Below are 13,429 nucleotides of genomic sequence, written 5' to 3'. Positions count from 1 at the left end.
GTAGCGTCCCAACCTGTGCAGGAGCTCAATCGTGATGAGAAGGATCTCCGCGGGACCGACGTGGTCGGCCCTTCTGAGGTCGGCGTCGGCCCGTGGGTCGGCGACCACCCGGACGACCCGCGGCTCGACCCGGAGTTGCTCTCCGGTGGTGATCGGCGCAACGTGGTCGACAAGTACCGGTACTGGCGGCTGGAGGCGATCGTCGAGGACCTCGACCGGCAGCGGAACCCGTTCCACGTCGCGATCGAGAACTGGCAGCACGACCTGAATATCGGTTCGGTCGTCCGCACAGCGAACGCCTTCCTCGCCGCAGAGGTCCACATTGTCGGTAACCGGAAGTGGAACCGGCGTGGTGCCATGGTCACCGACCGCTACCAGCATGTCCGACACCACCCGCAGCTCTCGGACCTCGCGACGTATGCGGCAGAGCGTGAGCTGCCGGTGATCGGTATCGACAACCTGCCGGGCTCGGTACCGCTGGAGACCTACGACCTGCCGGCCGGTTGCGTGCTGCTGTTCGGGCAGGAAGGGCCGGGGCTGACCGACGAGGCGCACAAGATCTGTACGGCGGTGTTGTCGATCGCGCAGTTCGGATCGACCCGCTCGATCAACGCCAGCGCGGCCGCCGCGATCGCCATGCACGGCTGGATCCGGCGGCACACGTTCGGCCAATCGATACCTGACGCGTAACCCAACTGGGTGCCGCGCCGTTGTTCCTCTGACAGAAGTGAGGCTTCTCGACCAAAGTCAGCCCCTCGGGTGGGGCGGCGCGCCCTCACGCGCGCCGACTGGGTTTGTGACGGGAAAACAGGGGATGTAGATGAGTTCACTGTGGGACGAACTGATCCACGAGTTGGGGACGGTGCGCGCTCTGAGCGCGGCCGCTCTGGAGGCGCGCTCGGAGTCGTCGCGGGTTGCGCTGATCACGTTGCTGGACGCCGAGACCGCGGAGATCTCGGCGATCCTGGAGCAGATTCTCCGCGAGGCCGCTCAGACGTCAGCGGCCTAGCAGTTGCTGCACGGCCTGTTGCAGGGTCTCGGTGGGATCGGCAGGTAGCTCGGACGCGCGGTAGGCGATGTGTGCGTCCGGGCGGACCAGCAGGCACCCGTTGTCCGGGATCTCGCGCACCCGCGACCAATCGCCGTACAGGTCCTCGAGTTCACGGCCGGGGCCGATCACGAAGGGCTCGATCGGTACGCCGAGATGTTCGGCGACCGAGAGTGCGGCCTTGACCCAGGCCTCGCCACCGATCCCGGTGAGCAGGGTGAACCGGCCTTTGCCGACCACGTCGAGGGTGCTGACGGTGTCGGATCCGCGGGTCAGCCAGCAGTGCGGAATGCGTGCACCCGGCCAGGTGGTCGGGTGGTAGTACAACTCGGGATCACGGTCGTACGGCGGTTCCGGCGTACCGTCGGTGACGACCGCGGCCGACTGGTACCGCTGACCCAGTTCGACGCCGTGTGCGTTGAACTCGTAGTCCTTGAGCTCGATCGCGGTCCGGAGTTCTTCGCGCTGTGCGGCGCCTTCGGGGGTGTCGTCCTTGCGGGACTCGATGGTTCGGCCGACCGGTGCGTCCGGGGTCATCCCCAGTGCCTTGAAGATCTGACCGAACTGGGTGCGGCTCTTGTTCGCCCGGTCCACGATCTGCTTGGCGATCGGCGTCCGCTCTTCGTCGTACGTGGCGAGCAAAGACGGTGCTGCCTGGCCCTTGAGGACGAGGGCGAGCTTCCAGGCCAGGTTGTACGCGTCCTGAATCGACGTGTTGGAGCCAAGGCCGTTGCTCGGCGGATGCCGGTGGATCGCGTCCCCCATACAGAACACGCGTCCGGACGACGCCTTCTCGGCGTACATGTGGTTCACGCTCCACACCGAGGTGCTCTTCAGCTTCACGTCGATCGTGTCGTCACCCACCAGGTTGTGCACGATCTCGGTCGCCATCGCCTCGTCCACCACGGGCGGCGGCTGGGTGATGTCGTAGCCCCAGACGATCAGCCATTCGGTCCACGGGCGGACCATCCGGATCAGGCCGGCGCCGATACCGCCGATCTGCGCACCCGGCTGCAGTACCCAGTAGAGGACGCTCGGCCGATGCGCGACGTACTTGGACAGGTCGGCTTCGAAGACGATGTTCATCGAGCCTTCGATATCCATCGCACCGGCTAGCGGTAGGCCGATGTCCTGTGCGACCTTGCTGCGGCCGCCATCCGCGCCGATCAGGTACTTCGCTCTGATCTGGTACGTCTCGTTGCTCAACCGGTCGCGGACAGTCGCCGTGACGCCGTCGTCGTCCTGCTCGAGTGACAGGTACTCGGTGTCGAACCGGACGCGCGCGCCGCGGGAGGCCGCCGTACTGATGAGGATCGGTTCGAAGAGAGTCTGCGGAAGATCTACCGGCAGACTCGGGCTCGCTTCGGTGTAGTCGGCGAGCCGGCGCGGATGCGTGCCCCACGTGCGGATCCGGCCGATCTCCTCACCGGCAAGGCTGGTGCAGAAGGCAGTCTGGCCCATCAGGTGATGCGCGGTGCCCTTGCCGGTGATCTGGTCCTCGATGCCCATGTCGCGCATCAGTTCGATCGTGCGCTGGTTGGTGATGTGGGCGCGCGGCGTGTTGGCGGTCCAGCCGTAGCGGGTGAGCACGATGTTGTCGATGCCGTAGGACGACAGGAACAGCGAGGTGGCCCCACCCGCCGGGCCACTGCCGACGATCAGGACGTCGGTGGTGATCATTGCGACTCCTCAGCGAGTACCAGGTCGTAGGTGACGGAGTAGTGGCCATCGGGGTGTTCGGTGAAGTCGGTGACGAGGGAGTCCTTGACACCGAAGACGGCGTCCTGGTTGAGGTACGGGTCGCCGTTCTCGAAGACGTGCGTGATGAGCCGGTGGTAGCCGGGGGCGGTGACCATGAAGTGGATGTGCGCTGGCCGCATCCAGCCGCGACCACCGGCGCGGAGCAGCTCACCGACCGGTCCGTCGACCGGGATCGGGTACGCGACCGGTTTCACCGCCCAGAACGAATAGTTGCCGTCGGCATCGGTTGTCAGGTGGCCGCGGTTCTGCGGTGCCGTCAGACCTTCCTTCTGGACGTCGTAGAAGCCGTCCTCGTCGGCCTGCCAGGTCTCGACTCTGGCGTTCGCTATCGGCTCACCCTTGGTGTTGAGGACCCGGCCGCTGACCAGGCACGGTACGCCGGGAGCGCCGTTCGCGAGGTCGTCGCCGTTCTTCACCTCGGGCGAGCCTTCGACGAAGAACGGACCGAACACCGTCGACTCGGTGGCGCCACTGGTCTTCGGATTGCCGAGGCCGACGGTCAGCATGGACAGTCCGAGGACGTCGGCCAGGAGCACGAACTCCTGTCTGGTCCCGGTGGAGATCTGGCCGGTGCGGGTGAGGAAGTCGATGGCGAGGAAGTACTCGTCCTCGGTGAGGTGAACCTCGCGCGCGAACGCGTGCAGATGCCGCACGAGCGCACTCAGTACCTCTTTGGTCCGCGGCTCCAGGCTTCCGTCGAAGCTGGCCACTACCGCGTCCGTCAGGTCTTCTCCTTGCAGGTCCATTCCTGTGCCTTTCAGGCTTCGATCACCATCGCCAGCCCCTGCCCGACGCCGATGCAGAGAGTGGCCAGTCCGTAGCCGCCGCCGCGCCGCTTCAACTCGTGCGCGAGGGTGGTGAGAATGCGCGTACCGGAGCTACCCAGGGGATGTCCGAGGGCGATCGCTCCGCCGTTCACGTTGACCTTGGTGCGGTCGAGGTCGGGCCACTGACCGAGGCACGCCAGGCTCTGCGCGGCGTATGCCTCGTTGAGCTCAACCAGGGTGAGATCGCTCCAGCCGATGCCCGCCTTGGCCAACGCCTTGTTGGCCGCCTCGACCGGGCCGATCCCGAAGTACTGCGGCTCCACGGCATGCACCGCCCGGCTGACAATCCTTGCCATGGGGTTCAGGTCGAGCTTGGCCGCGGTTGCTTCGTCACCGATCAGTACGGCGGATGCCCCATCGTTCAGCGTGGATGCGTTGCCGGCGGTGACCGTGCCGTCGTCGCGGAAGGCGGGCTTCAGTTTCGCCAGCTGCTCCGGGGTACTGCCGTCGCGAATCGACTCGTCGCGGGTCAGCGGCGTGTGGTTCTTCGGGAGGATCGCAGTGAGGCGGTCCCACGGGAGCACCTCGTCGTCGAAGACACCGGCGGCCCAGGCCTTGGCGGCCTTCTCGTGACTCTCCAGGGCGAACAGATCCTGGGCTTCGCGGGTGATGTTGTACTTCTCGGCGAGTTGCTCAGTCGCCTCACCGAGTGAGACTGTCCACTCCTTCGGCATCCGCGGGTTGATGAACCGCCAGCCGAGTGAAGTCGACTCGGCTTGGAGACTGCCGTGCGGGAATGCGCGGTCGGGCTTCGGGAGCACCCAGGGTGCGCGACTCATCGATTCCACGCCACCGGCGATCACCAGACTCGCGTCGCCCGTTTCGACTGCGCGGGCGGCCTGGATCGCGGCTTCGAGACCGGACCCGCAGAGCCGATTGACCGTCGTACCGGGGACGCTGGTCGGGAAGCCGGCCAGCAGCGCAGCCATCCTTGCGACATCGCGGTTCTCTTCGCCGGCACCGTTCGCGTTGCCGAGGAAGACGTCGTCGAGGTCGGCCGGGTCTAGGTTGGTTCGGTTGGCCAGCTCTTGGAGGGTGACGGCGGCGAGGTCGTCGGGGCGGGCGCCGGACAACGCGCCGCCGAGCTTGCCGACCGGGGTGCGAACGGCGTCCAGCAGGTAGGCGGATCTCATCGCTCTGCTCCTTCGGGTCTGATGCCGGCCCACGCTCTGGTGAGGATCTCTTCCACGTCACCTGGGAAGCGGTCGGCAGCCTCTGCGGCCTGCTCCCTTGTCAGCCCGAGCACTTGGAGGCTCGTCGGGATGTTCGCTGCTTTGAACAGGTCGAACAGGCCGGTTGCCAGGTCGTCGGTCTGGAGCGCTTCTTCCAGGCGGGCTTTGGCTCTCGGTACTTCGGCGGCTTTCACCCGGGCGACCTGGGGGAGCACGGCCGCGTGCGTCTCGGCGTGCGGCAGGTTGTAGGTGCCGCCGAGCAGATGACACAGCTTGTGGTGCACGCCGGTGCCGGCCGACGCGAGCGCCGATCCAGCCAGGCAAGCCCCAAAGAGCAGCTCACCCCGAGCACCTATCTCTGTAGGCGCGCGCAGCACCTCCCGTAAACCGTCCGCCAACGCCTTCGTGGCTTGTACTGCGGTTGTCTCGGTGATCGGGTTCGCCTTCTCCGTCCACACCGCCTCCACACAATGCGCGAGCGCATTCGCCACACTCGCGGCCGTGGTGTGCAGCGGGAGCTGGAGAGTCAGCATCGGGTCGTACACCACCGTCTTCGGCAGCACCCCCACGTCGGTGCCGGTGGTCTTGCTGCCACCGCTCGTCTCGCCCCACACCGGCGTCATCTCGGACCCGGCATACGTGGTCGGCACCGCCAGGATCGTCACGTCTCCTGTCAGCGCGATCGCCTTGGCCAAACCGATCGCCGACCCGCCGCCGATCGCCACAATCCCGTCGGCTTCAACCTCGCGTGCTGTGGTGCGGGCCGCCTCGGCGACCTCGGTCGGTACGTGCTGCCGGACACCGTCGATGCGTCCGGCGAATCGTTCCTTCAACGCTTCCTCGACCACGTCAGCCGCCTGCTGCGCCGATCCGGTCGCGATCACGAGCGCCCGTCGTACGCCTAGCAGCTCGACCTCGGCGGCCACCTGCTCGAGCGTTCCCGGGCCGAAGATCACCCGGCTCGCGTACGAGGTGTGAACGAACGACTCGGTCATTCCCAACCACCCCACTCGCGATGCTCAGTTGCCTTAGGCATCGATAACCTCGCGGGCGCGCAACCGACGCAGGACGTCCAGCTCGGTCTCGGTAGGAGCGGGGACGATTTGGATGCCGTCGGCAACTTTCAGGTCCCAGCCGGTGACCGCGCGCGCCTGCTCCACGGTGACGCCTGGATGCAGCCGGGTCATCGTCAGCTCGTTGGTCTCCGGGTCCGGCTCGAGGACGCCATGGTCGGTGATCACCAGCGTCGGCCCGGCTCCGGGCGCCTCTCGCTCGCGACCAGTCGGCCCGTAGCCAACGCTCGTCACGAAGTCGAGCCGCTCGACAAACGTCCGCAGCGACTGCTTCACGATCACGATCACCCGACCCGCGTTGGCCGCGATCTCCGGTGCCCCGCCCGCACCCGGCAGCCGCGTCTTCGGGTTGTCGTGGTCGCCGATCACCGTCGTGTTGATGTTCCCGAACCGGTCGATCTGCGCGGCCCCGAGAAACCCGACGTCGATGCGCCCGGCACCGACCCAGTAGTTGAACATCTCCGGCACCGACACCACCGAGGTCGCAGTCGCGGCCAGGTCGTCGTCCCCGATCGACAGCGGCAGCCGACGCGGCTTCGCATCGATCGCGCCCGATTCGTAGACCAGACGGCAGTCCGGCGCATGCGTGTGCCGGGCCAGGTTCGCCGCGAGGTTGGGCGGGCCGACCCCGACCAGGCACACGTCCCCGTCATGCAGTTCGCGGGCGGCGGCGACGTTCATCATGTCCGCGCTGTTCCAGTTCTCAGACATCGGCAGCCGCCTCCAGTCCGTTCTCCTTGGCCCAGGCGAGGAAGGCGTTGCGATCCCGCGACACCACATCCCACTGCTGGTAGAAGTCGTTGTCCCTGGTCGAATAGCCGAGCGCGTAGGACGGCCAGGCCCCACCCGGTACGACGCTCACCGCCTTCAGCACCCACTCCGGCAGCACCACGGCACCGGTCCGTTCCGGGAACTCGTCGACGATCTCCTCGACCGTGACAATCGCCCGGTCGGCCGCGAGAACCGCTTCGCGTTGTACGCCGGTCAGTCCCCACAGCATCACGTTGCCGTCGCGGTCGGCGAGCTGAGCGTGGATGACGGTCACATCCGGGTTCACCGCCTTCACCGCGGCCAACTCCTCGCCGGTGAACGGACAGGTGACCCGGCTGATGATGTCGCTCTGCTCCTCCAGGTCGGTACCGCGATATCCCCGCAGTACGGCGAAAGGCAGTCGGGCGGCACCGGCGACGTACGCGTTGGCGAGTCCGGCGTGGCTGTGTTCGTGGACCACCAGCTTGTGCGGCCAGTGCTTCTCCACGGCATCACGCAGGCGGTGCAACGAGCCGACGCCCGGATTGCCGCCGTACGAGAAGACAAGCTCGTCCGCGACGCCGAGGCCGATCAGTTGGTCGTAGACGACGTCCGGCGTCATCCGCACGAGCTTCAGGTGCCGGCGGCCCTGCCGGGCGATCTCGTGCGCAGCAGCGAACGGGATCAGATGCGTGAAGCCCTCGAGCGCGACGGTGTCACCGTCGTGGACGTGAGTCGCTATCGCTTCGTCGAGGGGAACTGGACGTGGCATGCGCGGCTCCACTATGATTTCGCTGAGCGAAAAGTTCTTCTTTCAACGAAAAGTAGGGTAACCGATGGCTAGTGAGGCGTCCAGCGGCACCTTCCTGCAGGGTCTCGAGCGTGGACTCGCCGTGATCCGCGCCTTCTCCGCCGAAGCGCCGGCCCTGACCCTGAGCGAGGTCGCCCGCGAGGTCGGCATCACGCCCGCGACTGCCCGGCGGATCCTGCTGACGCTGTCGGAGCTCGGCTACGTCCGCACCGACGGCCGCCAGTTCTCGCTGACTCCGCGCGTACTAGCCCTCGGCTGGGCCTACCTGTCCTCACTCGACCTAGGCGAACTAGCCGGCCCCTTCATGGAAGAGCTGAGCGCGATCACCCGCGAGTCCTGCTCGATCGCCACCCTCGACCTGCCGGACATCGTGTACGTCGCCCGCGTCCCCACCAGCCGCATCATGACCGTCGCCCTCGGCGTAGGCGCCCGCCTCCCCGCCTACCCCACCTCCATGGGCCGAGTCCTCCTGGCCGGCCTCCCCCCAGCCGACCTGGATGCGTATCTGTCCGACGTACAGGCCGCGCCCCTCACCGACCGCACAGTCACCAACCCCACAGCCCTCCGCGAGGTAGTCGACCAAGCCCGCACCGACGGCTACGCCCTGGTCGACCAAGAGCTAGAGCTAGGCCTACGCTCCCTGGCCGCCCCCATCCACAACTCCCGCGGCCGCACCATCGCCGCCCTCAACGTCTCCGCCCACGCCTCCCGCTCCACCCCCGACTCCCTCGCCCAAGAAGTCCTCCCCCACCTCCTACACGCCGCCACCCAAATCACCACAGCCCTAAAACACCGCGGCCACCTCTAACCCGCCACCCCTCGAGCCCTCCCTCCCCACCCCATCTGGTGGGTATGCCAACCAGATGGTGGGTTGGCCAACCTCCCTACGATTGGCCAACCCACCCTCGGATGGGTCTACCCACCAGATGGGGCGGGAGGTGGGGTGGGGGAGCGGCGATCGGTCGCGTCGTCGGCGCTTCGTGGGGGTCGGGTGAGCCAGTCGGTGAGGGCTTGGGATACCGCCGCCGGGGCTTCGATCGGGGCGAGGTGTCCTACGCCGTCCAACGTGATCACCTGTGGAGTCCCCGGAAGCACGGCTTGTAGCTCGAATGCTTGGTTGACTGGGAGCCAGGGGTCGTCGGCACCCCAGCCGATGCGCACCGGGCAGCGCACACTCGCCAACTGTTCTACGACCGGTCGCGTGTGTTCAGAGCGCAGTACGGCGATCTGTCGGTAGAAGGCCGGTTGTCCCGTCGCCCCCAACCACGGCTGAGTCAACGCGTCCACCCACGCGGTTGTCAGCCGGTGACCCGCCGCACCTGCGATGTACTCCTTCACCAGTGCCGTATGAAGCGCACCGGGGAGTTCAGCGAACACACCGGAGTGCTCCGCGACCAAGCGGAAGAACGGCGATCCCCAGGGGTCGAGCGTCACAACGTCCCAGAGGAACAGATCGGCGTACTCGGCACCGTGGATCAGATGAGCCCCGAGCGCCACCGCACCCCCGATGTCGTGGGCAACGACATGCGGCCGATCCAAGCCCCAGTGCGAGAGCAACGCCGCGAACCGACCCATCTGACTGGGCAGGTCGATCGGCACCGCGACGTCCTTCGGTGAGCGGCCGTAGCCAGGCATGTCCCACAGGAACACCCGATGATTGGAGCTCAACCACAGAGCCACTTCGCCCCACACCTCGGCGGACCATGGCGTGCCGTGACACAGCACGACATCACCCCGCGATGCCGTCTCCGGTCCCAGCACGTACGTCGCGATGTCGCCCCGTCGATCGTGACGTCGACAGGCTCTGGCAGCTGGGTCTGTTCCATCTGACGAAGCTAGAACTTCAGGTCGACCTGAAGGCAAGCTGCGACCATGGCCCAATGAGAATCGGCGAGGCGGCCAGCAGACTCGGAGTAGCCGCGCACGTCCTCAGGCACTGGGACGACGCAGGTGTCGTCGTACCAGACCGCACGTCGGCCGGGCACCGCGAGTACTCCGAGGATCACTTCTACCGCTTGCGAGTTCTACAGGCGTGCCAAGGCGTAGGGATGAGCCTGACCGAGATCCGCCTGGTCCTCACCCGAACCGAACCGCACAGAACCGGCGTGATCGAACGCAGGCTCCGTGCGATCCGGGCGCAGCGAGAGCAGTTCGAGAACGCAGAGCGCTTCCTGGCTCACGTCATCGACTGCCGGCACGACCTGCTGACCAGATGCGACCGCTGCAGCGAGTACGCCGTCGGGGAGTAGGTCAGCCGAGACCGATCTGGGCGTAGAAGGACTGGTTGTCCCAGAAGAGGTATTCCTCGTCCATGGTGTGGCGGCGGTTCCAGATGCCGACCGTGGCCATGGTGATCTTGTAGGCCTTGCCGGTGGGCTTGATGTAACCGCCCTTGCCGTCCGGCATCGGCCGGGTGAAGGTGCCTTCCATGATCCCGGTGACGGCGGTCAGCTCGTTGGTGGCCAGCCGAAGCGGGTGCTGCTGGATCCGCGTGTCCGGCGCCCAGACGAACATCGCCTTCAGGTCCGCGATGTGCTTGTCGATGCCGTCGGTGGAGTGTCCGTCGGGCCAGTGCACCTTGATGTTGCGGGCGTGGCTCTCGTCCAGCCGGTTCCACTTCTGGCCGGTGAAGATCTCGAAGTCCAGCTCGTCGAAGATCCGCAGATGCCGCCGCTCATCGGGCGACAGGTGTGCCGGGTAGTCGGAATGTGCGAGCGCGGTGCCGTCATTCACCGCCGCCAGGGCCAGCGCCCCGAACCCCACCGCGCCGCTGTTCTTGATCAGAGAACGCCGATCGATCGCCATGATCTGTCTCCTCCGGGCTCTCGAGAGCCCCTGTAGTTTCTGCTAGATACTGCTTACCAGCAGATACTACAACCTTCAAGTACCTGGTTTCTGTGACGAACTAGACTGGAGGTGTGAGCGAGGACCTGGAGTACGACGTGTTCTCCTCGACCTGCCCGTCGCGCCCGGTGCTCGAGGACGTGACCGGCCGCTGGGGAGCCTTGGCGCTCGGAGCGCTGGCCGACGGCCCACTGCGCTTCAACGAGCTCCGCCGTCACGTGGACGGGGTCAGCCAGAAGATGCTGGCTCAGTCCCTGCAGGCCCTCGAACGCGACGGCCTCGTCGTCCGCGACGTCCAGTCGACGTTCCCGCTGAAGGTCGAATACAGCCTCACGCCGACAGGCGCCGTACTGGCTGCGAAGCTGCTCGATCTGATCGGTTACCTGACCACGAGCATGCCCTCGATCATCACCGCCCAGCAGACGTACGACGAGGCCCACACCGACTGACGATTCGTCAGCGGGCGTGGGCCTCGGGGTGCTCGGTCAGCGGCGCGTCGACGCGACGATCTGCAGGTAGTGCGGGTTGTTCATCAGGCCGAGGATGTTGCCGAACGGGTCGACCACCGACGCGGTCCGGAAGCCCTCGCCGTTGCCGCGCTCGACGATGCCCTCGAGCACGGTCGCACCGAGCTCGACCAGCCGCTCGACCGTGCCTTCCAAGTCATCCACGTGCCACTGGATGATCGCCCTGGCCGGGGCGCCGCCGACCTGGTGGGTCGCATACTTCGCGTCGATGATCCCCAGCTCGGCCTGGAAGTCGCCGATCCGGAACTCGATGTACGCCGGCTCCTCCGGCGTGGGGAATCCGTAGTACGCCTCGACTCCCAGGAACTCGGCGTACCAGTCGCGCGCCGCCTTCACGTCCTCGGCGTAAAAACCTACTGTCGCCAGCCCTCGCAGCATGTTCCTGTCCTTTCTCGCTGTTCGATGTCTCTACTCTCGCAGCAGAAGAGGACAGGTTTTGTCCGCTACTTCGAAAAGCTGTCAACCACGGGAGTAGCGCGGACTGTCCACTGCGGGCGGACGAATCACCCTGACCTGCTGGGCCAGTGTTTGAGGTCCAAAGACAGGGGAGGTTCACATGTTCACGTTGCCGGCTGGACGGCGAGGTAAATGGGGCGTGGTCGCGGTCTGGGTGCTGTTGCTGTTGGCGGTGTTTCCGCTGGCCGCGGGGCTCGGTGACGTGCAGAGCGACGACGCCACCGATCAACTGCCGGGCGGTGCGGAGTCGACGCTCGTGCATCAGATCGAGGATCGCGTCCCGGGCTCCGAGGACGACGAACTGATCGTCGTCTATCACCGGGACGGCGGTCTCGCCGCCGGGGACAAACAGGCGGTGGCGCGGCAGCACGCTGCCCTCGCCAAGGAGTTCAAGGTCGACATGCCGCCCGTCCCCTCCGAGGACGGCACGGCTCTCATGTACGCCGTCGGTCAGCCGGCGAGCGGAAACGACGCGGGGGTCGCCAAGTTCGTCGAGCGGGTCCGGGCGGTCACTGCCGACCGGCCGAGTGGTCTGCGGGCCGAGGTGACCGGCCCGGCCGCGATCGGGGCGGACGTCGACGCGGTGTTCGAGGGGATCGACACGACCCTGATGCTCGTCACCGTCATCGTCGTCGCGTTCTTGCTGATCATCACCTACCGCAGCCCGTTCCTCTGGCTGGTGCCGCTGCTGACAGTCGGGGCTGCCGCGTACCTGTCGATGGCGCTGGTCCGGGTCGTCGCCGGCGCGCTGGACCTGACGGTGAGTACGCAGAGTTCCTCGATCATGATCGTGATGGTGTTCGGCGCCGGGACCGACTACGCGCTGCTGATCGTCGCGCGGTACCGCGAGCAACTGCGCCACCACCGCGACGTCCATGCCGCCATGCGCGCCGCGCTGAAGAGCGTGGGGCCGGCGATCCTCGCGTCGGGATCGACGGTCGCCCTCGGCCTGGGCTGTCTGTTCGTGGCCGACATGAACGACATCTCCGGGATCGGGGTGTTCGGTGCGCTGGGCATCCTGGCGACTCTGGTCACCATGCTGACGCTGTTCCCCGCAGTACTGACGGCGCTGGGCCGCAAGGTCTTCTGGCCGCGTGTCCCCGCCCTGGCCAGTACGGCGCCCGCCGGCCGCGACTGGTGGCGGTGGGTCTTCGCGCGGCCGATGCGGTCGGCCGGAGCTTCGGCGCTGGCGCTCGGCTTGCTGGGACTCGGGGTGCTCGGGCTCTCGACGGACCTGCGGGAAGCCGACTCGTTCACCAACACTCCGGAGTCGGTGACGGGATTCGCGACGCTTGATCGGGCCTACCCGGGCGAGGGTGGCCGACCCTTCACCGTTGCGACTCCCACCGATCAGGTGACACGGGTGCTCGCGGTGGCGCGGGCGACGGACAAGGTGGTGTCAGCGGAAACCGAGCGGGAGGGCAACGGCTGGTCGCTGGTCGACGTCGTACCGGCGGCTCAGCCGGACAGCGATGCTGAAGCGGCCGTGATCAAGCGGCTGCGGGCCGATCTGCCGCCCGGGGCGCTGGTCGGTGGCGAAGGGGCGGAGCGGGTCGACGTCCAGGAGGCGAGCGCCGCCGACACCAAGCTGGTGATTCCCCTCGTACTCGCCGTGGTGTTGCTGGTGCTGTTCCTGCTGCTCCGATCCTTGGTCGCCTCGCTGCTCGTCGTGGCCGTGGTTGTGCTCTCGTGGCTCGCGGCACTAGGACTTGGCTCTCTGCTGTTCGAGAACGTGCTCGGGTTCGGCGGCGTGGAGCCGACACTGCCGGTGCTGGGGTTTGTGTTCCTCGTGGCGTTCGGCGTCGACTATGCGATCTTCCTGGTCAGCCGGATCGCCGAGGACCGCAAGGAACTCGGTACGACGGTCGCCACCCGGCGGGCGGTGCGGGCCACCGCCCCGGTGATCGCGTCGGCCGGATTGGTGCTGGCGGCAACCTTCGCCGTACTGGCGTCGTTGCCGTTCGTGCCGATGGTGGAGATGGGTGTGGTGGTCGCCGTCGGGGTTCTGCTGCAGACTCTGCTGGTAGCACCAGCGTTGCTGGCGCCGATGATGGTGGGCCTGCGCCGATGGATCTGGTGGCCGAGCCGTGCCGCGGACGACCCGCAACCGGCAGCAGTCCCGGACGAGCCGGTGCTGGTCGGCGAGAAACGGAGCTGAAG

General features: G+C 66.9%; 15 protein-coding genes. 6 read left to right on the top strand and 9 right to left on the bottom strand.

The window, feature by feature from the left end:
* Positions 1 to 15 precede the first annotated feature (15 nt).
* Complete coding sequence (locus ACFTSF_RS36165; protein WP_380159463.1) at positions 16 to 690, top strand: TrmH family RNA methyltransferase; 675 nt, start codon at positions 16 to 18, stop codon at positions 688 to 690.
* Positions 691 to 820: 130 nt separating this feature from the next.
* The gene (locus tag ACFTSF_RS36160; protein WP_344149354.1) at positions 821 to 1,009 is read left to right on the top strand and encodes a hypothetical protein; all 189 of its coding nucleotides are present in this window, start codon (positions 821 to 823) and stop codon (positions 1,007 to 1,009) included.
* On the opposite strand, the gene ACFTSF_RS36155 is transcribed toward ACFTSF_RS36160, so the two are convergent.
* Genes ACFTSF_RS36155 through ACFTSF_RS36130 form a run of 6 tightly spaced genes read right to left on the bottom strand, consistent with a single transcriptional unit; the run spans position 998 to position 7,403 of the window.
* Positions 998 to 2,728: an FAD-dependent monooxygenase gene (locus ACFTSF_RS36155; RefSeq protein WP_380159461.1), complete on the bottom strand. Its 1,731-nt coding sequence runs from the start codon at positions 2,726 to 2,728 to the stop codon at positions 998 to 1,000. The two genes, ACFTSF_RS36160 and ACFTSF_RS36155, sit on opposite strands and share 12 nt — an antisense overlap.
* Positions 2,725 to 3,555, bottom strand: coding sequence for an intradiol ring-cleavage dioxygenase (locus ACFTSF_RS36150; protein WP_380159459.1), 831 nt, complete (start codon positions 3,553 to 3,555; stop codon positions 2,725 to 2,727). The genes ACFTSF_RS36155 and ACFTSF_RS36150 overlap by 4 nt, the downstream gene beginning before the upstream one ends.
* Positions 3,556 to 3,566: 11 nt before the next feature.
* Complete coding sequence (locus tag ACFTSF_RS36145) at positions 3,567 to 4,769, bottom strand: thiolase family protein (protein ID WP_380159457.1); 1,203 nt, start codon at positions 4,767 to 4,769, stop codon at positions 3,567 to 3,569.
* Positions 4,766 to 5,803 carry a maleylacetate reductase gene (locus ACFTSF_RS36140; protein WP_380159456.1) on the bottom strand — a complete coding sequence of 346 codons (1,038 nt, stop codon included), beginning with the start codon at positions 5,801 to 5,803 and terminating at the stop codon, positions 4,766 to 4,768. The genes ACFTSF_RS36145 and ACFTSF_RS36140 overlap by 4 nt, the downstream gene beginning before the upstream one ends.
* A gap of 33 nt (positions 5,804 to 5,836) precedes the next feature.
* Positions 5,837 to 6,592, bottom strand: coding sequence for a CoA-transferase subunit beta (locus tag ACFTSF_RS36135; RefSeq protein ID WP_380159454.1), 756 nt, complete (start codon positions 6,590 to 6,592; stop codon positions 5,837 to 5,839).
* Positions 6,585 to 7,403 (bottom strand): CoA transferase subunit A, encoded by an 819-nt coding sequence (locus tag ACFTSF_RS36130; protein WP_380159452.1) that lies wholly within the window; start codon positions 7,401 to 7,403, stop codon positions 6,585 to 6,587. Before ACFTSF_RS36130 ends, ACFTSF_RS36135 begins: the two co-directional genes overlap by 8 nt.
* Before the next feature lie 64 nt (positions 7,404 to 7,467).
* On the opposite strand from ACFTSF_RS36130, the gene ACFTSF_RS36125 reads away from it, so the two are divergent.
* Positions 7,468 to 8,250 carry an IclR family transcriptional regulator C-terminal domain-containing protein gene (locus tag ACFTSF_RS36125; RefSeq protein ID WP_380159450.1) on the top strand — a complete coding sequence of 261 codons (783 nt, stop codon included), beginning with the start codon at positions 7,468 to 7,470 and terminating at the stop codon, positions 8,248 to 8,250.
* A gap of 107 nt (positions 8,251 to 8,357) precedes the next feature.
* On the opposite strand, the gene ACFTSF_RS36120 is transcribed toward ACFTSF_RS36125, so the two are convergent.
* Positions 8,358 to 9,167 (bottom strand): alpha/beta fold hydrolase, encoded by an 810-nt coding sequence (locus ACFTSF_RS36120; protein ID WP_380159551.1) that lies wholly within the window; start codon positions 9,165 to 9,167, stop codon positions 8,358 to 8,360.
* 155 nt (positions 9,168 to 9,322) lie between these two features.
* Here ACFTSF_RS36120 and ACFTSF_RS36115 point away from each other — a divergent pair, with 155 nt between their 5' ends.
* Positions 9,323 to 9,691, top strand: a complete 369-nt coding sequence (locus ACFTSF_RS36115) for a MerR family transcriptional regulator (protein ID WP_380159448.1) — start codon at positions 9,323 to 9,325, stop codon at positions 9,689 to 9,691.
* Between the two features lies 1 nt (position 9,692).
* Here the strand turns inward: ACFTSF_RS36115 and ACFTSF_RS36110 are convergent, their stop codons facing one another.
* Positions 9,693 to 10,247, bottom strand: a complete 555-nt coding sequence (locus ACFTSF_RS36110; RefSeq protein WP_380159446.1) for an ester cyclase — start codon at positions 10,245 to 10,247, stop codon at positions 9,693 to 9,695.
* Between the two features lie 113 nt (positions 10,248 to 10,360).
* On the opposite strand from ACFTSF_RS36110, the gene ACFTSF_RS36105 reads away from it, so the two are divergent.
* Positions 10,361 to 10,735, top strand: a complete 375-nt coding sequence (locus ACFTSF_RS36105) for a winged helix-turn-helix transcriptional regulator (RefSeq protein ID WP_380159444.1) — start codon at positions 10,361 to 10,363, stop codon at positions 10,733 to 10,735.
* Positions 10,736 to 10,771: 36 nt separating this feature from the next.
* Here ACFTSF_RS36105 and ACFTSF_RS36100 read toward each other — a convergent pair whose 3' ends face one another.
* Positions 10,772 to 11,191, bottom strand: a complete 420-nt coding sequence (locus ACFTSF_RS36100; RefSeq protein WP_380159442.1) for a VOC family protein — start codon at positions 11,189 to 11,191, stop codon at positions 10,772 to 10,774.
* 178 nt (positions 11,192 to 11,369) lie between these two features.
* Between ACFTSF_RS36100 and ACFTSF_RS36095 the strand changes: the two genes are divergently transcribed.
* The gene (locus ACFTSF_RS36095; protein WP_380159440.1) at positions 11,370 to 13,427 is read left to right on the top strand and encodes an MMPL family transporter; all 2,058 of its coding nucleotides are present in this window, start codon (positions 11,370 to 11,372) and stop codon (positions 13,425 to 13,427) included.
* Positions 13,428 to 13,429: the final 2 nt, after the last annotated feature.

This window comes from Kribbella sp. NPDC056951 (assembly GCF_042674205.1).
Lineage (GTDB): Bacteria > Actinomycetota > Actinomycetes > Propionibacteriales > Kribbellaceae > Kribbella > Kribbella yunnanensis.
Note: the sequence above shows the minus strand (reverse complement) of the source record. Positions and strands in the feature narration are given on the sequence as shown.